We start from the raw sequence: 21,912 nt of genomic DNA, 5'->3' as shown, positions 1-21,912 counted from the left end.
GGTTACGGAACCTAGCGGTAGAGGGGTCACCTGTTGGACGCTTATTCACACCTAACGAACGTGTTTGCAGGGCATCGGTGATCTTCTTGGCGATTCGGCGCGTGCCCTCGCCCTGCACACCTTCGCCGCCCGTCTCGTACAGCAGCAGCTTGATCGCGCAGCTGATCAGCGCGAAATTCCCGAGAAAGGCCGGCCTCTGTCACCGGATCGATTTCCTCCTCGTACAGCCGCGGCGGCTCATCGCCGCCTTGTGAGTCACCTTGTTGTTTAGAACGCTTATGCCGATAGTGGCGCGCGAAGGAGCTTCTTGTTCACGAACTCCTGGATGCCGAGCGGTCCAGTCTCCCGACCGTATCCCGAGTTCTTGATTCCACCGAAAGGCATGTCTTCATGGATCCAGGCCGGGTGATTGACGAAGACCATGCCGGCGTCGATCTGATCCGCGACGCGCCGCCCGCGCTCGAGATCGCGTGTGTAGACCGAGCCGCCAAGACCGTACTTGGTGTCGTTCGCGACCGCGATCGCCGTCTCCTGGTCGGGGACTGCCATCACGGCGGCCACCGGTCCAAAGAGTTCTTCGTCGTACGCAGGTGTGCCCTTCTTGACATTCGTCAGGATGGTGGGCTCGAAAAAGGCGCTGTCAGGGGAAGGGCGCTTCCCGCCGAGGACGACGTGGGCGCCGCCGGCGACCGAGCGGTTGACCTGGTCTTCGAGCCTTGCTGCCGCTTTAACGGAAGACAGCGGCGCGACGCCGGTCGACTCGTCGAGCGGATCTCCCATCTTAAGGGCGGCGAGCCTCTCCCTGAAACCATCGACAAACTCATCGCTCACCGATTGGAGGAGGATGAATCGCTTGGCGGCGACGCACGACTGCCCCATGTTGGTCATCTTGCCGAAGACCGCACGATCAATAGTGAGCTTCATATCCGCGTCATCGAGAACCACGAAGGGGTCGCTGCCGCCTAGCTCCATTATAGTCTTTTTGACATACCGGCCGGCTCGCTCGGCGACCCGGGCACCGCTCGTGTCACTGCCGGTGAACGACACGCCCTGCACCCGATCGTCGTCAACAACCTTGTTCGCAAGACCGGCGGTAACCACGAGGTTCGTGTAAGCGCCCGTGGGGAAGCTCGCGTCACGGAACAGTAGGTCGATCGCTTCGGCACATTGCTGAACGCTGGTCGAGTGTTTCAACAGCACCACGTTTCCCGCCATCAAGTTCGGCGCCGCGAAGCGAACAACCTGGTAGCAAGGATAGTTCCACGGCTGGATGCCGAAGAGGACGCCGAGCGGTTCGTTGAGAAGCGTGCCGTCTCCCAGAGGCGACCGAAGGGTCTGCGGCCGCAGAAATTCCTCGCCCCGGTGCGCATAGTATTCAAAGATTCGCGCGCACAGCTCGACCTCCTCGCGGCCCTCGGGGATGCGCTTGCCCATTTCGAGGGTCATGAGCCTCGCCAGCTCGTCGATACGTTCGCGGCACAACGCAGCTGCGCGGTGCAGCAAGCTGGCGCGCTCGACGAAGGAGACGCGACGCCAAGTCGGAAAGCAATCATGCGCCTTTGCAATGGCGTTATCCACATCCTCGGCAGACATTTCGAGATAAGTCTTCAGCGTCTGTCCGTTGTAGGGGTTGACGGAAGGCAACGTGGCCCGCGGTGCGGTCGGGCGGGGCTGATCCACACTTGTCTTAGCGGGGGCGCCCTGTTCACCGGAGCGAGATGTCTTTGACGTCGCCATGCTATGAGTTCCATGTTTGCCAGGTGAACTGTGCAAACCTACAAAGGGGCGTTCTCGAGGTGATGCCGCCGTCGCCGCTCCGGACAACGGGGGTGGTCGCTATTCGGCCGTTGCGCAGCTGTGCGATAACGTACCCCGGAGCTAAGCAGTGCGGCGCGTTGCCAGCAGATATTCGCACATTAGCGGAACTCAATCACAACCGCCTTGACGGGCGTCAATCGAAGCGCTGACGAAGCAATTGCGCGAAATCCGGCGCAAAGTCTCGGACCTTAAAAAGCTCAAGATCGTGCTCGAGATGATGGCGCCGCAGTGTAGCAAAGGCAGAGTGCCCGAATGTCCAATCATCGACACCCCAGGGCGAAATGGACCTCGGGGGCCGGAAGCGGGCCGGCCTTTAGAGCATTTTCCATTTTCTGTGAATCGAAGGGATTCCCATTGAGCTGCGAATAAGATTCTGTGGCCTTCTCGGACTGAGGAGGCTGGCAATGGGGTATTCGAACGACTTACGAATTCGAGTGATCCAGGTTGTTGAGGGTGGCGCGGCGGCGCGGGCTGCGGCAAGACAGTTTGTGATTGGGGATTCGACGGCGATCCGCTGGGCACAGCGCTGGCGGGAGACCGGTAGCTTTGAGGCCAAATCCAACAAGGGTCAGAGCCGGTCGCCGTTGAAGAAGCATGAGGAATGGTTGCTTGGGTTGGTTCGGCAGGAACCGGACCTGACTCTGGAAGAGATCCAGCGCCGTCTGCTCGATGAGCATCAACAAAAGGCGGGAATCGGGTCGGTCTGGCGGTTCTTCGACCGCCACGGCATCAGCTTCAAAAAAAAGCGTTCGGGCGGCCGAGCAAGATCGGCCTGACGTCGCCGCGGCGCGGACGGCATGGGCGGACAATCAACCCAAGCTCGATCCCGACCGACTGGTCTTCATCGACGAAACCGGCACCTCGACCAAGATGGCACGGCTGTACGGCCGGGCTCCGCGCGGCGAGCGGCTGGTCGGCAAAATCCCGCATGGTCACTGGAAAACCAGCACCTTTGTTGCGGGCCTGCGCTCCACAGCCCTTACCGCACCATGCGTCATCGACGGCCCGATGAACGGCAATGCCTTCCTCGCCTATGTCGAACAGGTCCTGGTACCGACCCTCAAGCCAAACGACATTGTCGTGCTGGACAATCTCAGTGCCCATAAGGTGCCGGGGATACGTGAAGCGATCGAAGCTGCAGGCGCAAAGCTGCTTTACCTGCCTCCCTATTCGCCGGACTTCAATCCGATCGAGCAGCTCTTCGCAAAACTCAAAGCCTTGTTACGAAAGGCTGCCGAGCGCTCCGTGGAGAGCCTCTGGAACCGCATCGCCTGCCTGCTCGACGCCTTCCTGCCGGACGAATGCGCCAACTACTTCCGCAACTCCGGATATGCCGCATGCTAGGTGGAAAATGCTCTAGCTGTCAAAACGTGGCCGCTCGCCCCGTGATCATCAGAACGCCATCGAATTTCGTCTTGCGACCAAACAGAAGAAGCTCCGTGCAGTGAGTATCAGCAGCGCATCCGTAGGGATTGACGCAATCCGACCCAAAACAGCGTGCGTCACCTCATAGAGGCATCACTGGACGTGTACTACGCGCGGGCTTTGCTGGACCTACCGGCGTGCGCACATCAAAGAGCGAGTCGACAATGGGACACTTGGGCATTTTTCCGCCTTAGCACCGAGAAGCCATCGTCTCCATCACGGGTTTAAGTTTCCTGATCCGTTATCTTTCGGCGGATGTCCTGCACCATGCTCGAGTGCCAAAGAAACTGCGGATGCTGCTGACGCATCGCAAACGGCTGCAGTCCAAGGCCATCCCATCGATAACGACCTGCGGGCACTTTGCGTAACTTCGGCCTCAAGGTGGGCGTAGTGGAAATGGTAAGGTTCGAGGCGCGCATCAAGGAGCTTGTGAAGAACCTGCCGGATCTGACTGTTCTGGTCGAACCGCGGCTCATTGTCCGGCGGACGCTTCGCGAGCAGATCGGCATGCTTCATCGTCGCTTGCTGGCCATCGTCCGGGACGATGAGGTGTGCCGGCGTCTGATGACGGTGCCTGGTGTCGGCCCTGTGGTGGCGCTGACCTATCGCGCCCCGTCGACGTGCCGGCTCGCTTCCCAAGGCGGTCGGGGCGGTGTTTGGACTAACGCCTTCCAGATATCTCAATCAGGCGAGATCGACCGAGCCCGCGGGATATCAAGATGCGGGGACCAGATGATGCGGATGATGCTCTACGAGGCGGCCCAGATCATGCTGGTGCGCACGGCGAAGTGGTCCTGGCTCAAGGCCTGGGCCATCAAGATCGCAGGCACCGCGGGATGAAAAAGGCGATCGGGGCCTTGGCGCGCCGGCTGGCTGTGACCGCACTCGAACCGGACGGCACTTGATTGCGGTTATTGAGATGAGCCTGTCGAGTTGGCTCGTTGCCGGTATCGTGCCTGGCGTCGAGCGCCAGCCGTTGAAAAAGCTCGCGGTCGACGAGAGCGCATTGCTGAAGCTTCTGCATCGATGGCGAGAGGAAGCCGAGAAGGCAGGACGCAGGATCGAGCGCATTGCAGTCGCCTTCAAGGCCGGCCGTGACGGCTTCTGGTCGGGCGCTGGCTCAAGCGCGCGGCATCGAGGCCTACGTCTTCACGCTTCGAGTGCAGCGGTGTCCAGCCAGCATAGGCGCGCCAAGACTGACCGGCTCGACACCGAGTTGCTCAAAACGCCCCTTTCTTGGCTGGCTGCAACGGCGAGCGTGATCACTGCAAGATGGGCGAGATCCCGACAATGAAGGACGAGGATGACAAGCGGCCCAACCGCGAACATGACAGCCTCATCGGAGAGCGAAGTCGGATCGTCAACGGAATGAAGGTAGCCTTGGTTCGGCTCGGCATCCGCGGCTTGAATCTAAGCTGAAAAGGGCCACCACGCGGCTTGACGGCTCGCGCACGCCTGAGGGCGAGCCAATCCCGCCCAACGCGGTGGCTGAGTTACGTCGCGACATGGAGCCTCGTCAATAATAAACAGATTGAGCAGGAGCGTCTGTTGGCTGGCGATCGCATCGGCAGCTGCCAGGCGAATTTCGTCAGAGATGCCTCTATCCAGCCAAACAATGACATCCTTGATTATCGCTATTCCTGGGCTCGACGACAAACGCCGCGACTAAACCGTTTGGACTGCACAGCCGATCCGATTGAACGAAGTCATCGGCTTGAAAGAAATTTGTCGAGCTGGGCTACATCAGCAGATCGAAAATGCGGATGCACTTCTGCCAATGCTCGGTTGCCGGGTTCTTCAGATTGCCATCAATGATCTTGAAGGTGCGCGCGAGCGCCACGCTGAGCCCGCCCACGATTTCGGGCAATTGACTTTCGGTATCTTGGTCATAGGCGAGGTCGAGCGGCGGCCGTGCGGTCAGCTGATCCAGAATCGGATGTAATTCAATCTGCTCGTCGATCTCTTGGAATTCGTGGATGCTTTCCTGCAGGCCCTTGGTGATGGGCAGGTCGAACGGCTCGATGATGCCCCGGCCGTTTGCCTTCGCGGTGGCTTCAGCCCGAAGCAGGAGGTCGTAGACTTTCTGATTGATGAAGTCGCTGTAGCGCTTGAGGTCCTGCTTGTCGACATTGAGCCCGGCCGCGATCCGGAAGAATCGCTCGAATCTTGCCACGCTCACGACGTGAGTGGTGGGGCTTTTGTTCGATTGCACCGCGGCTATCATGGCTCTTTGAATCCCTTGGACGATCTTGCCGCGCCCGAGCCCAGCTCCAATTGACGATTGTCAGATTCTTCGGAATTTTCTCGGTAGGGCCGAAAAGGGCGACACCGGTTCCGGCAATCGTCACTCTTCGGGTGGAACTCAAGCGATGGCAGCCGTCGCCCGATGGCAGGACCCGCACTTGGCGCCATCCCGCAGGCGTTCGCGCGGCACAGGGTTGCTCGCGTCGCAATGCGGGCAAACAATATGTAACGCGTCAGCCATGACGTCCTCCCATAGAGGCTCATCTTGCAGGCCATGCCTCGCCAGATGCTTTACCTTGATCGGCGTTAACTTTTCCAAAACGAAGTGGATCGCGTTTTGCCGCAATTCATTTCTGAGCCCTTGCGCCGCCCCCAGCACCACGCCGTTCCGATCTTTGATGGCAAGGTTGATGGCTTTCAAGGCATGCTGATGTCCATCACCTATTTCCTTTTCAGCCGCCGAGTTGGAAGAACGAATGGCCACTCGCGTCTGCACGAATTATTACCGGGCAGCACCACCGATCGGGTGCGGCATCGTTCGCCGTTCCCCTTGCTCATCCCGCACTAAAATACTGACGCGTCTGCTGCCGTTCCGCTCATCCCTCGGCGGAGCATTGACGGTCGTCAAGGTGACGGCACCAACAGCATCATAGGTTGGACCGAACAATTATTCAGAGCTGAGGGTCAGCCGGGCGTTAAGGCCGTGCTGGGGTGCGGGTGCGGGCGATCCGCCGCGGAGGACCGCCGATCCGCGGCGTTATTACGCTGTGACCGCATTACGTGTTTTTACGTTCGAAATTTCGGAACGTTTTCTGATCCTTATTGCTGGGCGTCACTGAAAGCAAGGAGATTGATCATGGCAACAGGTAATCGCGCCGTTGCGCCTACAGAACTCAACAAGAAGGGCTTGATGGCCCTGGGCTTCCCGGCAGCATGGGTCAAATCGCCGTCATTCACAGCCGGTCAATGTCCGGTCATGCACTACAACCGCGACCTGATGATGGCCATCCTGTGAGACCGGATGCCTACCTGACGCCGCTCTTGAAGACCGAAGTGATCCCGCTCGATAGCGCAGTCGAGGCGTACAAGATCTTCGGGGAGGGATCGCCCAAGAAATTCGTGATCGATCCTGCACAACACGACGAAGCTGGCGTCGGCGGGCAAAACAAGTGAGTGCACGCGAGGTCACGCCTCAGCACACCATGATAGCGGTTCAACATGATAGCCATCCAACATTGGAGACGATCATCATGGCTAAAGATAACCTTCAAGGATTGAATGTCGCTATACTTGTCACGGACGGCTTCGAGCAGGTCGAGCTCACGGAGCCGCGCAAGGCTTTGGACGAAGCCGGCGCCACGACTAAGCTCGTATCGCCGAAACGCGACCGCGTACGGGCCTGGTATTTCACGGAATGGAGCGTGGAGTTTCCGGTGGACGTAACGCTCGATCAGGCCAAACCGGAAGATTTCGACGCGCTGATGCTGCCGGGCGGCGTCTTCAATCCCGACTCGCTTCGCATCCAGCCGAAGGCTATGGCGTTCGCAAAGGCCTTCTTCGATGCCGGCAAACCGGTTGCCGCGATCTGCCACGGGCCGTGGACAGTCATCGAGACCGGCGCAACGCGCGGCCGCCGCATGACCTCATGGCCCTCGCTCAAAACCGACCTGAAGAATGCCGGCGCGGACTGGGTCGACGAGGAAGCCGTCGTGGACAAAGGCCTGGTCACCAGCCGCAAGCCCGACGACATCCCGGCATTCAACAGGGAGACGATCAAATTATTCAGCGGCGCACGCGGGCGGCGTCATGCTGCGTAACGCCACCCACGGGACGCGGACAAGCGTCAGAAGGCGCCGTTTCGGGCCCCTGCAGCGCGAGGTCAGCGTGATCGGCCAGGGGACCTGGTACATCGAACGGGACGATCAAGCATCGGCAACCGCCGCCCTGCGCCGCGGCCTCGATCTCGGAATGAACCACATCGACACCGCGGAGATGTATGGCGCGGGCGCCGCGGAGTTGATGGTCGGCGAAGCCATCGCGGGCCGGCGTGATGAGGTGTTCCTCGTCACCAAGGTGCTTCCAGAGCATGCCTCCGAACAGGGCACGAGGATTGCTTGCGAGAGATCACTCCAGCGCCTCAAGACCGACCGGCTTGATTGCTATATCCTACATTGGCGGGGCCCGCATCCGCTGGAAGGCACGTTTGCGGCTTTCGAGGGGCTTCGCGACGAGGGCAAGATACTTTCCTATGGCGTGAGCAATTTTGATGTGCCGGATCTCGAAGATGCTGTGGAGATTGCCGGCGAGGGGACCATCGCCTGCAATCAAGTGCTCTATCACTTGCAGGAACGCGCCATAGAACACGCCGTGGTACCCTGGTGCGAGCAGCACGGCCTCGCGGTCACCGCGTATAGTCCCTTGGGACACGGTGAATTTCCGAGCAAGCATACACCCGCAGGGCGCGTGCTTGCAGAAATTGCGGAGGCGCATCATGCTACCCCGCGCCAGATCGCGCTCGCATTTCTCACGCTGCGGCCTTCGGTGTTCGCAATCCCCAAAGCGTCCAGTGTCGCTCACGTCGAAGAGAATGCCGGGGCGTCCCGCTTGCTTTTGTCGAGCGCCGAGATCGCCCGGATCGATGCCGCGTTCCCGCGCGGTCCGCGCCGCGCGCTGCCGATGCTGTAAGCCGATCGCCAGGTGCAGATGTCTGACGCCCGAGGCTGCATGGAAGGAGGAGGAGTGCAGTCTCCTCGCGCTTCTTCGGCATCAAGGAGAAATTAGACGGCCTCTTCGGTAAGCCGGAAGAATACGGCGAAGGTCCGGTGAAGCCGCTTTACGACCTGGCCGCGGGTCAGGTTCTGTTTCGCGCGCGGCTCATGGGCGGGGAGCGTCATTGCGACCTTGCCCCATTCGCCGAACGGCTGGTTGGCGGTGACGAGCATGGACCTGCGCTCGTAGCTGGCGATAAGCTCGAATAGCGCGCTGGTCTCGGCCTGTTCCTTGGTGAAGTAGGCGAGGTCGTCGAGGATCAGCAGATGGAAGCGGTCGAGGCCTGCCACTCGGAAATCTGGCCATCCTGTTTGCTCAAGCAGGGTCGTGCCACGTCGATCGCTCTAGCTCTTTTTCCGCGACGATGCGCTCGCCGATCATAATCCGCGCCTCGCTGGCGGTGGTTTGGCCGAAACCCTTTGCGCGCAGCCATGTGTCGGCAGCGTGAAGGGCAGCGGGTAGGTCAGGGGCATCGAATTCATAAAAATCGACGGTCTCGTTAAGACCGAGGGCGGTTCGTTTCACGGCTTCGACGCGATATAGGGTCATGAACGATTAAGGGCAGACCTCAACCCAATGATGGTGGCGCCTCTCGTAGAAGCACCCGAGCAGACGAGGCGGCCCCCAGACAGCGAATGCCGGCACAACGCCGTGCCCTCCCGGTCTCCACACGCATCGGGACCGCACACCCACGCAACCTTCGTAGCACTCTCCGGCATCAGGGTGCTGGCACCCAGGAGAGCGGCATCGGCGGAACTCGACAGTGCAAGCATTAGGACACCGACGAGCATGGAATTCTTCAGCATCGGGACTCTCCTGGCTTCTTTGACAGAAGCTCATATTGCCAAAGTCGATCTCCGACACACTGATAGCCGTCAACAAAGGGCTGTTTTGCCCTGGGCGGCTTTAGCGTCGCTGGCACGCCACTTTTTTGATGTGTGGGCCGGTGAAAACTCGACAGGCCTGATGGGCTCCGGACGGGTTCGCCGCCATCCCCACCGCCGCAATTGATCCGCCCCAGCGTGCCCTTGCCAACCCCTGACCGTCTTCGATATCAAAGCGCGAACTTTAATGGGTGCCACCTTGCTGCGCAGTGGCGATCGAACGTCGTTTGGCTCAGCGCTGCGTAGGCTAGGCGTGCGGAGCCGGATGCAGTAGTCAAGATCGGAACCTACGGGCCATGCGCGTGTTTATCAAAACTGCACCGATTGGAAGTCCGAGAATGAGACGATTCTACTTCAACCTCGTCCACCACGACGAAGTTGAGCCCATCGGACATCCGGTAGCGGATCGTGGCCAGGCTATTGCCGTGGCGCAACGTCTCGCCATCGACATCGCCGAAAACAGGCAGGATTGCCTAGGTAAAGGCTATTCGGTCTCGATCGTCGACGATGCCGGAATCGAAATCCACCGGGAAGCGTTGACAGCGCGGAAAAGAGCGGCTGATGATCGCGCGGCTATCAGCCTTGGATGCAACGTTCGCTCCGCGCGGGCCGCAGGAGGGCATCATGGGAAAACACTGCGGATCATTATCGACCCGAAAGCCAACCGAACCACCCTATGTCGTCAACTGCAAGACCAGCACCGGCTTGTGGAAACCGCTGTTCAATGCCAAGGGGGAAGGCACTGTATCCGCTCCTGATGGCCGAGCTAGATGCCATGAAGGCGCTGCGGCCCAGGGGGCGGCTTGATGCTGCTGCGTGACGGCAGCGGCCTGCCGTGGGGCGGCAAGGGCGAGATGCTGACGCAAGTGGAGCGCATCTCAAAGAAGACCATCCTCGCTGCGGGCTTGCGTCCTGAGCTGACGTTCACATCGTTAGGACGCCATGGCGGTGCCACCGAAGCCAACACGTCCGGCCGCACCGAAATGCAGTTGATGACCAAGGGTCAACGGTCTTCGACGGCAGCGATGGGGAACTACCTGCATGATGACGATGAGGGCAAGCAGGACGCGCAAATGAAGCGCATGAAGCGGCGTACGAAATATAGCAAAGGATAGCCGTGTGTCGGGGTTCGCACCCCAGCGGAAAACAGGAAAGACAATATGCAGGCAGAATATTGGAGCCGTCTTAACGATCAGATGGTGCTTTGCAGGGTACTTTGGGATGAGCCAGCGACCAATTCCGTCATGCGGGTGATTGTATCTGTTCCCATCCCTCTCGGCGAAATTGAAGAGTCCCGACTGGAATCAAACGCAGCAGTAACATTGAGAGAGAGCCCGAAATTGCCTACTGACTACCAGCTCAAGGCCGTCGCGCTTGCTCAGGCGCTGGCACGACGGTTCGGCAATCTGAATATTGTCAGGGGTTGACCGGAAAGCCAACCAAGGTGATCGAAAAGTGAACATTGTTGGAGTGAAACAGCCCGGTTTGTCGGAATGAAAAACCGATCACGCGACAAGTGCCTGAAAACATTGGAGCGGGTGAAGGGGTTTCCTAGAGGGCATATTGGCCTATGTTTTAGTGCGCAATAGCGGCTGCTATTTGATCGCCGCATCGTCCAACAACCTGATCAAGGCAGGATATGCAACCTAACCAGCGCAGATTCTCCGAATGCATGCCCGCGCGACGAATTGAGTTATGCCGCTCTCTGCAGCCAAAAATATCAGTCAGAAGAGCGCTGCACGAGGCCTTTCAATGTCGCAGGACAGGCCGAGCCCGTTGCCGTCGAGATATTCGATCGTCAGTTCGCGGGCGGGCTCCTTACCGGCCTGTTTGAATGTGACCGACGACAGCGAATCATCGGTCTGGTTCTCGCTGGAAGGGCTATCCCTCAGGACAAGAGTCGCTGATGATGAAACCGCGCTCTTCCTAAGCAACACGACGTTTTCACCGGACGGCATGCTGGGGAGCACGGCTGACGTGCCGCAGTCGGCCTCTGCATCAGCGATGCATTGGGGAATAGCCATTTCGCCACGCTCGGTAGCAACGATCCGACCCGTAACATTGACGAACTGATGTATCATCGAACCATTCCGCAGAAAAATGGGCCCACATCACTACGTAGGGAACGTGCAGTTAGATTCGCAACTCATTGATGTGATGTGCCCAACATTGATTTTGGGGCAAGGGGTATAGGCATCGAGGAAAGCAATTGAAATTGGCGGTATTTATGACGGTATTGGCGTTCTTCACTTTCCATTAAACATTTGAATAAACGCTATTTTTTGCCGATAGTAGGGTTGTTCCCGCCCCAGCCAGGCAGTCTGTCAACTCGAGATTGTACTCACGTAAATCGTATAAATGCCCGCCAATTGCGGTCCTTTTGCAGATTGGCGCGCCGTCTCGAAGCTCCCAATTCCGACAATCTGAGAGCGAAATCGCCGATAGTCTCGTAAATATTTGAAATATTCCCGTATCAGGACTGCGTGGCGGGCCTTGGAGTCCTGGGAGCCTGCCACGCGCGCGGCCGCCCGCGAAATCGCTTGCCAGCAGCCCGCCGAATCCTCGGGCGGACGAGGATCGAGACGTGGGGAGAGGTGGTATGATTGTGGGTCCCTGGCGGATCTCACAGGCGGTCCTCTTCAAACTCTTCGCACGAACGGCCGAACGCCGCGAGGGCCTCTTCTAAAAAGTCGGGCAAAAGGGGTATTCCGAGGAGGTAGGATGCCGTGCGCCTGTTGTGCACGCGCGCGGCCTCGGCCCTCAAATCATCCCAGTCTTCCAGGCCACCGTCGCCCCGGCCGAGCCAGGTCAGGGTCACGAGATCGACCTGTTCGTCTTCGCTCATGGCTTCGATAAACGCCACGAGTTCCTGGTCGACAGGATCATCAGGCCGATTCTCCAGCACCTCGACCATGCGGTCGTCGGCCGGATTGGATCCATCCTCGTCCGAACTCGTGTCGGCGTCCTTGACGTCGAATTCACGCGCTTTCAGCACCACAAAGCAGATCTTTTCTGTCGAAATCGACAGCGTCGGAATCGCATCGGCCATTTTTGCACCTCAGCGGCCCCTCGGGGCGAGTTTCCTGAAATGAAGCGGCGGACCAGGATTTTGGTTCCGCCACGGGAATTGACCTTACTCAATTGCGACGCCCCGATGCTTGACGGCCGTCAAGGCCACAGACGCGCGATTGGGTTATCCGGTCCAACTCGCACTCAACGGAGAGGCAGCAGCATCGTGAGCAAGATACCGCCGCCGTGGAGACAGGCCGCGGAGGCCGACGGCCAAGCGTTCGATCGTGCGCTCGCACCCACCTACCGCGAGCTGTTGCAGGCGGCGCAGCGTGAGCTGCGCCATCGTCTGACGCTCGGGCAGTTTGCGCCCGATAACCCGACGCCAGAGCAGCTGCTGGACATGGCGCTACAACGCGTGTGGCGCGAGCGCCGGCGTTTGTCCTCTACGCTCGGCATTAAAGCCTTCGCGCTGGCCTCGATCTTCCGCACAGCAGAAGCGCTGGCTGCGCGCGAAGACGGGCGCAGCCGGACGACGACCGAGCTGTTCCCCGAGGAGGTAGAGCCCGACCCGCTCTATGAGAACGACGACGACTTTTGGCAATCGCATGAGCTGGAATATCCGAAGAATTCGCAAGTCTTCAGCGGCACCGTCGATCGTGCGCGGGAAGACGTCGCGGAGGAAGACGAGTTTGTCGGCTGGCTCGCTCCGCGCGAGCGTGAAGTCCTGCTCATGCACGAGGTCCATGGGGTGCCGTTGCAGGAGGTCGGGCTGGCCCTCGGGATTACGCCGGCTGAAGCGGAGGGTCTTTTAGCAAGCGCGCGCCGCCGCGTGCGCGCCGCAGACAAGGCGGCCCACTGAGGGACCGTCCCTTGCATGGCCCACTTGAATCATGAAGCGGCCAGCATCGGCGAGTGCATCGCCGGGCCTGCATTGGCGCAATGATACGCTGACCTACCGTGATACAACGGCCTGGGTCCTTCCAGGGAGCGACCAGATGCGGGTCTTTGGGCAGCCAATCGCAAAACTATCGCAGGCGGAGACCCGGCTCTTCGCATCCATCTTGACGATAGCGGCGCTTCTTCTGGCGTTTGGCTTGCTCGCGGAGGAGGTGATTGAAGGCGAAACACTGCCGTTCGACCGAAAACTGCTGCTTGCGGTTCGTCAGGCCGGCAATCCGGGCGTTCCGATCGGCCCGCCATGGCTGCCCGAAGCGGCACGCGACATCTCGGCGCTTGGCAGCACCATCGTGCTCGGGATCCTATTGCTTGCCGTGGTCGGCTACTTGCTTCTGACGCGAAGGCGAGCCGCAGCGTGGCTGATGCTGGGCGCGGTATCAAGCGGCGTGGCCTTGAACAGCTTGCTGAAATTCAGCTTCGCGCGGCCGAGGCCTGATCTCGTGGTTCCTGCCGTGCGGGTCTTCACCGCAAGCTTCCCAAGCGGCCACGCCACCATGTCAGCCATCACCTATTTGACATTGGGAGCCCTGTTGGCCCGAACCCATTCCGAGATCCCGGTGCGGATCTATTTCATGACGCTCGCAGGGATGCTCACGGTTCTGGTCGGCCTGAGCCGAATTTATCTCGGAGTTCATTATCCGACCGATGTGCTGGCGGGCTGGTGCATCGGGACGGCCTGGGCCATGGGCTGCTGGGTGCTCATGACATGGCTGCAACGCGGGGGACAAGTCGAGCCGCCCGAAAAGTCATGACGCTCTTAAGGAATCTGACCGATGCTCCCCGATGCAAGGCTCAGGGTTGCTGCGCTGCTGAACGCATCTGCCGGTACGATCGAGCGCCAGGGTGCTGGAACGCTGCGCGATGTTCTTGCGTCGGCATTCGAGAAGCACGGAATCGCGGCCGCTCTGGAGTTCCTGCCAGGTTCAGAGTTGGGATCAGCGGCTGAGCGAGCCCGGCAGCAGGTCGTCGACGGGGAACTCGATGCCATCGTCGTCGGCGGTGGAGACGGCAGCGTTCGCACCGTTGCGAGCGTGCTTGCCGGAAGTAACATTCCGCTCGGGATCCTGCCGCTTGGGACTCTCAATCACTTTGCCAGAGATCTCGGGATATCCGTCGTTGCGGAACGGGCTGTGGCGATCATCGGAGCCGGAGAACAACGTGCTGTCGACGTGGGAGAAGTCAACGACGTGATATTCGTGAATAACTCGTCGATCGGGTTCTATCCGTATCTGGTGCTGGAGCGAGAGCGAAGAAGGCGAAGGGAACGGCTATCAAAGCGGATAGCAATGATCCTGGCCATGCCTCGCGTGCTTCGCAACCTGCCCCTGTTCCGGCTTACCATCCTTGTCGAAGGGACTGTTGAGCCGTGCCGCAGCCCGTGCGTATTCGTCGGAAACAATGAGTATCGAATTTCCGGACCGGGGCTTGGCGCGCGGGAGAGGCTCGATCGAGGCGAGTTGTGCCTTTACGTAGCCAGGACGCAAGGCCGGCTTTCGATGTTCTGGCTCGCATGCCGTTGCATTCTCGGGCTTGTCAGGCAGCAGCGCGATCTTCGCATCTTCAAGGGCGCGACTGCCGATATCAGCGCACGCAGGAGCCGGCTGCTCGTCGCGTTCGATGGGGAAGTCGCAACTATGCAGTCGCCGCTCCACTACAAGATCCGACGGGGAGCTCTGCGCGTGTTCGCTCCGCCAAATTGGATAGGCTCATAATTCTGCGCGCACACACCCTGCCTGACCCATCCGCCCTTATAAGACTGCGGTTCCCGCCGTTGAAACTCAATCCCGCTACTGCGGCCGACACCGGTTATGAGTGATCCATGAAGACCCCGCCGTATTCCCAAATTCGATGAAATTCACGCAGCGACCGGGTTCGATCGGGAATGCGTGAGTTCGAATCCTCTCACTCCAGCCAGCCAGTCCGGCGCTCAGAGAAAAAATGTCCCTAATACTCGCAGAAAGGCCCGCCAATGGCGTGCTTTCGCGAACCGGCGGTCAGTCTTTAGACTCCGAATTTGTGCAGTTCCGGAGCAAAATAGCCGATAGTCTCCGGCAGACATTTGAAAAACTCCCGTTTTTTTGGGAGACTGCGGCTGGAGACCGGGTTCGATCTACACTGTGCCGCCGAGCTTGCACTGGCTCCGAAATGGAAAAACCGCTCCAATGAAGGGGCGGCCTTTGTCATTTTGGGCAGACTACGCGTCCCAGTAGATCATCGAAGTGTCGAGGAATTTCTTGCACTTGTCGGCTCTGCTCGCGGCCTATCAGAAAGAACGCCGGAAGTTTCGCGACCTGCGTCCTGCCTGCCTGCCTCCCTCGCCGCATGATCGAAAACGATCGCCACGGCGCACGTGTCGGGAGGTCAGAGCGAAAGGGGCAGGCCTACAAATCCTTCGCTTTGCGGATCTCCGTTCACATGTTCGACTTTCGCTTCTGAACGCTTTGGAAGCAAATTTTCAAGCTCGTGGATCTTAACGTCCGGAGCAACCGACTTGGCAATGTCGCAAAGATGCGATGACGCACCTCCCGTGACCATCCTTGAGAGCAGTACATGAACGTCAGTCGTCGAAAGCTCTCTTGTCTGCTAGTGCTTGAGCGGGGGCCTCATCTTGCGATTGTCAATTTCAGTGCGCCAAAACCGATGCGTCTTGGGGAGGAAGAGATGTATGAAATTGATAATCGTCAAGGCGGAGGTGAGATCGCGACGCTAGAGTAAATTTGGAGATTGAATCCCGTTTGCCAGGGATTACGCCACATCATGAGCCGTGGAGGCACAGCGCCTTTTGATTTGACCGGATAGCGGTCAAGCGAATGGCAGCTCAGCAAGCCGCCATTCGAAGATGTTTGATCCCTTCGAAGTTAGGAAAGAAGCCATCGCCAGCACGGAACAGGCGTGCGGCGGAGCGCATTGGGTCGATATGAAGACAGGTTCCTGGGCCATCATTGCGGTGCTTCTGGCGATCCTCGCGGCCACCATCTGGCTCGGCTATGAGGGCTGGACTATGGACCAGGATGTGCAGGTGTCCAAGCACGGCTACATCGCCATGGCGCTTGGAATCTTCTTTTCGCTGGTGATTGGCATCGCATTGATGACTCTCGTCTTCTACAGCAGCCGCGCCGGCTATGACGAACCACCTCAGCAGATCGGAAAGCAACGCAATCCGAGCAAGGAATAGGCGCACCGTCTTTGCGGAATCACGGGCAACGAGATACGGTGAGCTTCGCTCGAAGCGTTGCGCGAAAATCACTGAATCTTAATTAACCGAAATCTCACATTGGCAGAAGATCAACGCCCAATGAAGTCGCAAGCTCATCCTTTTGATCACCCCCCGACCAGACGTTCTGTGCTCGAACAGATCGGCGTCTGAAATTTTGGTAGACTGATTGGCGATTATTCAAGCGACTTGCACCTATTTAATGCGTCTTAGCTCACCACGATCGTCTTGATTTTGACGAACCCCTTGATGCCGTAGTCAGAAAGCTCCCGTCCATAACCACCACTCTCTCCTTCACGCCGCCGAAGCGAAGTCGCGGAGCGGAGCGAACGTTGTCGTTTGCGAACACAACCACTCTCGATCTCGGTGGCGACGCGCTCCCCTCGTGCGTATCGTGCGTGATGACGCTGCCGCTTAATCCGAAGATGGACTCGTTGGCCGTCGCGACGATCACGGCAGCCTCGTTGTCGATCCGGATGACTGAAGCCACCGGGCCAAACAATCCTTCATCGTGAGTGCGGAAATCCTTCTCGCCATGGTTTGAGTCCCTGCGGCCCAGAGTTTCTTGAGCCGTGCTACGTCTTCCGCATCCCAACCATGGGAGATGCTATACACCGACTGCTAACTACAGGCTGGTCGACAACCGGATTGCCAGGAGAATCAATCCCGGTGTGGCACTCAGGGGGGCTGCAGCCAGCCGCTAATCTCGTCGGCGGGACACCTGACGTCAACCGCGATACCTAAGCGAACTGTCCAACGATAGCCATGAACGCCGGCGAGTTTGGGCGGGCCAACCAATCGGACCCCCATGTCCTCCAGCTCCAACACCAGTATCGCCAGCAAAGCTCGCACGAAAGCCGAGGCGGATTTTGCCACTTGGCTCATGATGGCCAAGCTCGGTGGTTTCGATGACCTTCCGTCAAACGCCCAGAGGTTTCTGACTAACTATCGAACCCGACTCGAGACAATGAGCGAGGCCGAGTCCACGGCCGTGGCCGTTCGCGAGGTCTACTGCGCCTATTACAACGAGATGGGAGGCGTGGGCGCTGCGCCGGAACCAAAGGCTCGCACATCAACGACAGAAGGCAAAGCCAGGCGGTTCCAACGAGGGCCTAAACCTCAGCCCGGTCTATCGGCTGCGCGCCATTCGACCATGCCAATGATCCGAAAATCCCTCTCGGCACTGCTGATTTTCGCGAGCATGGTGGCTTTGATCGTCGCATATATATTTCTGACGCAGTAACTGCTTGCTGCGACACACCCCGAAAATTGCAGAACTATCTGCGCGGCGCCTGATGCCATTGACGCCGATCAATTTATACCTGCATCACGATTCGATTTGTTTTCGCCGGATCGCGCAACGCGTGCCGCCATAGCCCGTTGGTTCGATGCATGTCGCGATCGGCTTCACCAACTCCGACGGATTCCCGCATGTCTGAGGACATCATTGTGTTGGGCGTTTTGGTCAGCGTATTTTGCTGGACGTATATTTTGTTACCGTTGACTTATCACCTTAGTTAAAGTTGCTGGGACGTCGAAGGCGCGCGGATCGATTCCCGCGTCATCCGGGCGGACGTGCGCGAGCCGGTACTGGCTTCCTTCGGATAGAAACAATATGGCGCGCAAGTTCGGTAATGGCGCCAGAACGCATCGGTCCTTGCACAAGGATGCACCGATCTCTCGTCCGGTTCAGCGAACCGGCGTCCTAAGTTCGCACGCTATCTTGGGTGGATTGCACCACAGCTATGCTCGGATTTGAATTTTCGGTACACACAGCTGGCCCGCTTCCTTGGTCGCAGGTCCGAAAATATTTCGAACGTAGATGATGATTGTCAATGAAGGACCAGGTCACGAATGATCAAGATGGCCTTGGATGAGTACGATACCCTGGAGAGCACGATTGCCTGTCGGGCTAATCGAAGTCTCGCATCGAGAAGCTGCCGGCTTTCGAGCACCATAAACCTTCGTATCGTTTCCGTGACCACTTTGGGTGCCCGACGATTACCCAAGTTTAATTGAGCGGTGATCGCGATCGTCTAGGTTGTATGGGCTGGAAAGGCGCACAGGCTCATAAAGCACCACCGTGAAAGAAGGATGATCGACGAGCAACGACGATGATACCAAGAGGGGAGACTGCCAATGCTGGACTGCTCCGAAAGTCTGAGATGTGGCAGAGCTGCGCGATGCGCGGTTTGTGATGGCAGGTTTGGTCTCGTTCGGTACCACTCGTGGCAGACTCCTGCTTGTTCCAGGAAGTGCGTCGATCGCCTCAGAGCTCGCCGGGCAAGTGATCGGAGTTGGCTGCCCTGGCCCCAAATCGCCTTGGGCCAAGCGACAGAGAACCGCGGAGGGCTCCATGACGTTCGAGCAGATCTCACAACGAGGCAAGGGATACTTCAAAATAGCAGAGACTTTGCTTCACGCCGCCCAAACCATGACGGACCGGGCGATTGCGGGTCAGCTTAAGGCGCTTGCCGACGACTACCAGCGGCGAGCTGAGAAAGCCTCGCATGTTGATGCGGCCAAAGCATTAGCCCGATCGGCTGCTAATGCTGAGGGCGAGCGGGCGGACATGACCTGATGGGCGGCATCACAGCCCAACTGCGGAAGAAATGCGTCTCCTTCTCTAACCAATGTTTGGAGCGAATATGGGCGGGATTATCCGATTTGTCCCAAGGTCTGAGCGCGAGCAAGCCCGCCTAATTCAAGAGGCCCGCGCGATATACGACCGCATCTTCCCGCCGGCTGATCCAGTTAGCGAGACAGGGACAGGGCACCAGCAAGTCATACGGTCAGCGGCGGCAATGCTCATCGTAGCCACGCGGTCCTCCTGTCGTGATCAAGATCATCGCCGTGCTCTGCAGTCTCTTCTCTCCGGCGAATGGCCACGAGCAGAGCCTTGATCGATTTCGCGATGTCAGCTTTCGTGACGCTGTTGCTGGTCGTCGACCCGGTCGGCCGCGTGCCCGCTTTTCTGTCGGCGACACACGGTTTGAGTGAGCAGGAGAGGACGGCGATCGCAATCCGCTCTCCTCTGATCGCTGCAGCGATGCTGGTGGCGCTTGCCTTATGTGGGAACTGGCTGCTGCGCCAACTCGGCATTGGCATTGCCGCCTTCCAGATTGCGGGAGGACTTCTTCTTTTTGGGTTGTCTTATGGGATGGTCTTTGGCGACAGGCCTCACCGGGAGGCGCGAGAGGCGGATAAGGCGCTATCTGAACATGCAGCCGACATTGCCGTTTTTCCGCTCGCGATCCCGCTGATGGCCGGCCCGGGCGCGATCGCAACCACACTGCTGTCGTCCAGCGCGGCAGCAGGGGTGCCTAGGATGATCATTGTGATCATAATCATTCTGCTTGTCTGTTTCATTTGTATGTTCTGTTTCAAGCTCTCCTCGCTGATTGCCAGAACCTTGGGCAGGACAGGCAACGCCGTCTTGTCCAGGCTGCTCGGGATCTTGCTCGCAGCGTATTCGGTTCAGTTCATGCTGGATGGAATTGCTGTGGTTCGAACAACGAACGCCTAGAGGTGAGCGTCCTCAATTGTTGCCGAGATAGCAACCAATGTCACATCCGTCGCAGTACAGTCGGAATCCGACCTGGGCTTATCGTCGCCCGCCGACCTCATCGATGTGATTCAAGAGATCGGCCGGGCCTTCATAAACGCGAAGGGCCCCCGCCTGCCGCAATTCGTCTGAACTGTAGCCGCCGCTGAGCAGTCCGACGCTCAACGCCCGGCTGCGTGCGGCCGCGATCATGTCTCAGATACTGTCGCCGATGACGACCGCCCCTTCGATGGGGGCGTCGAGCCGCTCCGCTGCAGCCAGAAATAGGTCTGGATCTGGCTTTGCGTATCGAACGTGATCGCGCGTGATGACAGGAATTTTTGTGAGTTCGACGTCGAGCGCAGCAAGGTTAACCGCTGCTGTTTCCATCCGGCCGCCGGTGGCGATTGCCCAAGGTATGGCGGCTTCCGTGAACCAAGCGAGCAGCTTGCGCGCGCCGGGCAGCGGGCGGATCCCGCTGGCATACCGCTGGTAGGCCTCGGCATGAGCCCGGCGCAGCCGCTCAATGCGCTCGGGATCGATTTCGACTTCAGTCTCGCGCAATAGTTGGTTGGTGAATAGTCCTCCGCTCATGCCGATCTTGCGATGGATGCGCCAGACAGAGAGTTCGATGCTCTCGGCATCAAGGGCAGTCTTCCAGGCGAGAACGTGTTGATAGACGCTGTCGACCAGCGTGCCATCGAGGTCAAACAGAAAAGCCGGTTCGATGCGCATCGGTGAAATCTCCTCTCGGGGAAAAGGCGCCGCGCAAAGACCGGCGTCGACAAGGTTAGCTCCACTGCGTGGAATCAACTCCAGTGCTCTCGGACTGACTTCGGCGTACCGGAAGATATTCCACGCCGCCGCTGTTCTGCATGCGGACCGGCTGCGGATACAGCTTCAGCAGCTGGAGAACGCCGACGGCCAAAACAAGCGTCTGATCATCGATCTTTGCCACCGGCTTTTCCTCAACGGCCTTGATGAGTGAGACCGCCGGCGACTGTCCAAGCTGCGGATCGATGGGACCGAGCACCGAGTGCTTGCACATCACGATTTTGTCGGCCGCGAGTGCGATCAGCGTGCCGCCTGACATGGCGTAGTGCGGCACAACGGCCGTGACCTTCGCCTTGTGTTCGCGGATAGCTTTCGCGATTTGGAGCGCCGCCAGTACGAGACCTCCCGGCGTGTGGAGCACGAGGTCCAGCGCCCGAACTTCTAATCATGCTGTTACTGCGCGTCCTGACCTGAGATGGGATCACATCATTGTCGATGAAGGTCAAGATTTCCAGACAAGCTGGTGGATAGCACTGGAATCTGCCTTAGTGCCGGATGGAACTCTGCGCGTATTCTCCGACAGCAATCAGCGCGTCTATCCGGATCGAAAAGGTCACAAGGAACTGCGGCTCGTCCCCATCCGACTTGGACGCAATCTCAGGAACACGTTGGCGATCCACAACGCCGCAAGCATTCACTATGACGGGCCCGATATCATCGCCGAAGGGCCGGATGGCAAGGAAGTAAAATGGATTGAAGCCGACACGGCCAAGGCGATGATCGACGCCGCTTACGCAGAGGTCCGCCAGCTTGTCTATCAGGATGAAGTTTCTCCAGCCGATATTGCGATGCGCGACTGATGCGGCAAGGCCGCAAGCCAGATAGAACGCCAGATAGCGGGCATGACCCATCCGATCCTCGACCGTCGGACCGAACAGCCACAGCGTCCACATGTTCAAGATCAGATGGAGCCACCCGCCATGCAGAAACATCATGGAGAAGAAGGGCAGGATATCCGCGGCGTCCAGGTCGGTTTCCCCCGATGCAAAGGCCTCGGAATAACGCGCGGGAATCAGCGCGAATTGGCGCAAGAACAGCTCAAGCTCATCTGGGCCCAGGCTGTCCTGGAACAGGAACACTAGGCAATTGATGGCGATCAGCATCCAGGTGACCACCGGCGGGTAGCGGGAAGGGACTGCGTTCCGGATCGGGATCATCTGCGCCTCTTCGACTGAATGTCACGGATTGCGGACAATATCTGGCGCTTTCAG

At 58.8% G+C, this 21,912-nt stretch carries 27 protein-coding genes and 3 pseudogenes; 19 read left to right on the top strand and 11 right to left on the bottom strand.

Going from position 1 to position 21,912, the window contains the following annotated elements; translation table 11 throughout:
* Positions 1-276: 276 nt before the first annotated feature.
* Complete coding sequence (locus BLR13_RS03055; RefSeq protein ID WP_083387651.1) at positions 277-1,737, bottom strand: NAD-dependent succinate-semialdehyde dehydrogenase; 1,461 nt, start codon at positions 1,735-1,737, stop codon at positions 277-279.
* A 479-nt stretch (positions 1,738-2,216) separates the two neighbouring features.
* Here BLR13_RS03055 and BLR13_RS03050 point away from each other — a divergent pair.
* The 4 genes and pseudogenes from BLR13_RS03050 to BLR13_RS42190 all read left to right on the top strand — a co-directional run bounded on the left by BLR13_RS03050 (position 2,217) and on the right by BLR13_RS42190 (position 4,662).
* A protein-coding gene (locus BLR13_RS03050; protein ID WP_143039769.1) for an IS630 family transposase occupies positions 2,217-3,162 on the top strand; the annotation gives its coding sequence in 2 pieces (ribosomal slippage) (positions 2,217-2,554 and positions 2,553-3,162; 948 coding nt in all).
* Between the two features lie 362 nt (positions 3,163-3,524).
* Positions 3,525-4,121: pseudogene (locus tag BLR13_RS03045) on the top strand (transposase); the annotation flags it as partial.
* A 23-nt stretch (positions 4,122-4,144) separates the two neighbouring features.
* Positions 4,145-4,537, top strand: a complete 393-nt coding sequence (locus tag BLR13_RS03040) for a hypothetical protein (protein WP_074827740.1) — start codon at positions 4,145-4,147, stop codon at positions 4,535-4,537.
* The gene (locus tag BLR13_RS42190; protein ID WP_283806859.1) at positions 4,534-4,662 is read left to right on the top strand and encodes a hypothetical protein; all 129 of its coding nucleotides are present in this window, start codon (positions 4,534-4,536) and stop codon (positions 4,660-4,662) included. Before BLR13_RS03040 ends, BLR13_RS42190 begins: the two co-directional genes overlap by 4 nt.
* Before the next feature lie 319 nt (positions 4,663-4,981).
* Here the strand turns inward: BLR13_RS42190 and BLR13_RS03035 are convergent, their stop codons facing one another.
* Both BLR13_RS03035 and BLR13_RS41315 read right to left on the bottom strand, forming a co-directional pair.
* On the bottom strand, positions 4,982-5,467 hold the full coding sequence (locus tag BLR13_RS03035; RefSeq protein WP_074827742.1) for a DUF1931 family protein: 486 nt from the start codon (positions 5,465-5,467) through the stop codon (positions 4,982-4,984).
* Positions 5,468-5,605: 138 nt separating this feature from the next.
* Entirely contained in the window at positions 5,606-5,971 is a 366-nt protein-coding gene (locus BLR13_RS41315; protein ID WP_197679514.1) for a hypothetical protein, read from the bottom strand.
* Positions 5,972-6,343: 372 nt separating this feature from the next.
* On the opposite strand from BLR13_RS41315, the gene BLR13_RS39880 reads away from it, so the two are divergent.
* The 4 genes from BLR13_RS39880 (at position 6,344) to BLR13_RS03020 (ending at position 8,172) form a co-directional block, all read left to right on the top strand.
* Positions 6,344-6,502: a hypothetical protein gene (locus BLR13_RS39880; RefSeq protein ID WP_154070877.1), complete on the top strand. Its 159-nt coding sequence runs from the start codon at positions 6,344-6,346 to the stop codon at positions 6,500-6,502.
* Positions 6,499-6,660 carry a hypothetical protein gene (locus tag BLR13_RS39875; RefSeq protein WP_154070878.1) on the top strand — a complete coding sequence of 54 codons (162 nt, stop codon included), beginning with the start codon at positions 6,499-6,501 and terminating at the stop codon, positions 6,658-6,660. The genes BLR13_RS39880 and BLR13_RS39875 overlap by 4 nt, the downstream gene beginning before the upstream one ends.
* Positions 6,661-6,737: 77 nt before the next feature.
* A complete protein-coding gene (locus BLR13_RS03025; protein WP_074832002.1) occupies positions 6,738-7,304 on the top strand; it encodes a type 1 glutamine amidotransferase domain-containing protein in 567 nt (188 codons plus the stop codon).
* On the top strand, positions 7,294-8,172 hold the full coding sequence (locus BLR13_RS03020; RefSeq protein WP_074827745.1) for an aldo/keto reductase: 879 nt from the start codon (positions 7,294-7,296) through the stop codon (positions 8,170-8,172). Before BLR13_RS03025 ends, BLR13_RS03020 begins: the two co-directional genes overlap by 11 nt.
* Positions 8,173-8,384: 212 nt before the next feature.
* Here BLR13_RS03020 and BLR13_RS41530 read toward each other — a convergent pair.
* A pseudogene (locus BLR13_RS41530) lies at positions 8,385-8,537 on the bottom strand (ATP-binding protein); the annotation flags it as partial.
* A 34-nt stretch (positions 8,538-8,571) separates the two neighbouring features.
* On the bottom strand, positions 8,572-8,805 hold the full coding sequence (locus tag BLR13_RS03010) for a hypothetical protein (protein WP_074827746.1): 234 nt from the start codon (positions 8,803-8,805) through the stop codon (positions 8,572-8,574).
* Between the two features lie 240 nt (positions 8,806-9,045).
* On the opposite strand from BLR13_RS03010, the gene BLR13_RS39870 reads away from it, so the two are divergent.
* The 4 genes from BLR13_RS39870 (at position 9,046) to BLR13_RS03000 (ending at position 10,567) form a co-directional block, all read left to right on the top strand.
* Positions 9,046-9,267, top strand: a complete 222-nt coding sequence (locus tag BLR13_RS39870; protein WP_143039801.1) for a hypothetical protein — start codon at positions 9,046-9,048, stop codon at positions 9,265-9,267.
* 211 nt (positions 9,268-9,478) lie between these two features.
* Positions 9,479-9,898 (top strand): DUF6894 family protein, encoded by a 420-nt coding sequence (locus BLR13_RS41525; RefSeq protein ID WP_244525071.1) that lies wholly within the window; start codon positions 9,479-9,481, stop codon positions 9,896-9,898.
* A gap of 48 nt (positions 9,899-9,946) precedes the next feature.
* Positions 9,947-10,255: a hypothetical protein gene (locus BLR13_RS41520; protein ID WP_244525070.1), complete on the top strand. Its 309-nt coding sequence runs from the start codon at positions 9,947-9,949 to the stop codon at positions 10,253-10,255.
* A gap of 45 nt (positions 10,256-10,300) precedes the next feature.
* Positions 10,301-10,567 (top strand): hypothetical protein, encoded by a 267-nt coding sequence (locus BLR13_RS03000; RefSeq protein ID WP_074827747.1) that lies wholly within the window; start codon positions 10,301-10,303, stop codon positions 10,565-10,567.
* Between the two features lie 297 nt (positions 10,568-10,864).
* On the opposite strand, the gene BLR13_RS02995 is transcribed toward BLR13_RS03000, so the two are convergent.
* Both BLR13_RS02995 and BLR13_RS02990 read right to left on the bottom strand, forming a co-directional pair.
* Positions 10,865-11,221, bottom strand: coding sequence for a hypothetical protein (locus tag BLR13_RS02995; RefSeq protein WP_074827749.1), 357 nt, complete (start codon positions 11,219-11,221; stop codon positions 10,865-10,867).
* Positions 11,222-11,763: 542 nt separating this feature from the next.
* Positions 11,764-12,189, bottom strand: coding sequence for a DUF3775 domain-containing protein (locus tag BLR13_RS02990; RefSeq protein ID WP_244525069.1), 426 nt, complete (start codon positions 12,187-12,189; stop codon positions 11,764-11,766).
* A gap of 186 nt (positions 12,190-12,375) precedes the next feature.
* Here BLR13_RS02990 and BLR13_RS02985 point away from each other — a divergent pair, with 186 nt between their 5' ends.
* The 4 genes from BLR13_RS02985 to BLR13_RS02970 all read left to right on the top strand — a co-directional run bounded on the left by BLR13_RS02985 (position 12,376) and on the right by BLR13_RS02970 (position 16,284).
* Entirely contained in the window at positions 12,376-13,011 is a 636-nt protein-coding gene (locus BLR13_RS02985) for a sigma factor-like helix-turn-helix DNA-binding protein (RefSeq protein ID WP_074827751.1), read from the top strand.
* 136 nt (positions 13,012-13,147) lie between these two features.
* Positions 13,148-13,861: a phosphatase PAP2 family protein gene (locus tag BLR13_RS42185; RefSeq protein ID WP_074832007.1), complete on the top strand. Its 714-nt coding sequence runs from the start codon at positions 13,148-13,150 to the stop codon at positions 13,859-13,861.
* 21 nt (positions 13,862-13,882) lie between these two features.
* Positions 13,883-14,821, top strand: a complete 939-nt coding sequence (locus BLR13_RS02975; protein ID WP_074827753.1) for a diacylglycerol/lipid kinase family protein — start codon at positions 13,883-13,885, stop codon at positions 14,819-14,821.
* A gap of 1,127 nt (positions 14,822-15,948) precedes the next feature.
* Entirely contained in the window at positions 15,949-16,284 is a 336-nt protein-coding gene (locus tag BLR13_RS02970; RefSeq protein WP_244525068.1) for a hypothetical protein, read from the top strand.
* A 253-nt stretch (positions 16,285-16,537) separates the two neighbouring features.
* On the opposite strand, the gene BLR13_RS02965 is transcribed toward BLR13_RS02970, so the two are convergent.
* A complete protein-coding gene (locus tag BLR13_RS02965; protein ID WP_157793675.1) occupies positions 16,538-16,813 on the bottom strand; it encodes an aldehyde dehydrogenase family protein in 276 nt (91 codons plus the stop codon).
* A gap of 318 nt (positions 16,814-17,131) precedes the next feature.
* Between BLR13_RS02965 and BLR13_RS02960 the strand changes: the two genes are divergently transcribed.
* The 3 genes from BLR13_RS02960 to BLR13_RS02940 all read left to right on the top strand — a co-directional run bounded on the left by BLR13_RS02960 (position 17,132) and on the right by BLR13_RS02940 (position 19,849).
* Positions 17,132-17,566 carry a hypothetical protein gene (locus BLR13_RS02960; protein WP_074827757.1) on the top strand — a complete coding sequence of 145 codons (435 nt, stop codon included), beginning with the start codon at positions 17,132-17,134 and terminating at the stop codon, positions 17,564-17,566.
* Positions 17,567-18,679: 1,113 nt separating this feature from the next.
* Complete coding sequence (locus BLR13_RS02950; RefSeq protein ID WP_074827759.1) at positions 18,680-18,904, top strand: hypothetical protein; 225 nt, start codon at positions 18,680-18,682, stop codon at positions 18,902-18,904.
* A 318-nt stretch (positions 18,905-19,222) separates the two neighbouring features.
* Positions 19,223-19,849: a MarC family protein gene (locus BLR13_RS02940; RefSeq protein WP_074832013.1), complete on the top strand. Its 627-nt coding sequence runs from the start codon at positions 19,223-19,225 to the stop codon at positions 19,847-19,849.
* A 78-nt stretch (positions 19,850-19,927) separates the two neighbouring features.
* Here BLR13_RS02940 and BLR13_RS02935 read toward each other — a convergent pair.
* The 3 genes and pseudogenes from BLR13_RS02935 to BLR13_RS02925 all read right to left on the bottom strand — a co-directional run bounded on the left by BLR13_RS02935 (position 19,928) and on the right by BLR13_RS02925 (position 21,858).
* Positions 19,928-20,602 (bottom strand): annotated as a pseudogene (locus tag BLR13_RS02935) (HAD family hydrolase).
* Positions 20,603-20,657: 55 nt separating this feature from the next.
* Positions 20,658-21,062 carry an SDH family Clp fold serine proteinase gene (locus BLR13_RS02930; RefSeq protein ID WP_244525067.1) on the bottom strand — a complete coding sequence of 135 codons (405 nt, stop codon included), beginning with the start codon at positions 21,060-21,062 and terminating at the stop codon, positions 20,658-20,660.
* A gap of 124 nt (positions 21,063-21,186) precedes the next feature.
* Positions 21,187-21,858: a rhomboid family intramembrane serine protease gene (locus tag BLR13_RS02925; protein ID WP_074827764.1), complete on the bottom strand. Its 672-nt coding sequence runs from the start codon at positions 21,856-21,858 to the stop codon at positions 21,187-21,189.
* Positions 21,859-21,912: the final 54 nt, after the last annotated feature.

The sequence above is a fragment of the Bradyrhizobium ottawaense genome, from assembly GCF_900099825.1.
Taxonomy (GTDB): domain Bacteria; phylum Pseudomonadota; class Alphaproteobacteria; order Rhizobiales; family Xanthobacteraceae; genus Bradyrhizobium; species Bradyrhizobium ottawaense_A.
Note: the sequence above shows the minus strand (reverse complement) of the source record. Positions and strands in the feature narration are given on the sequence as shown.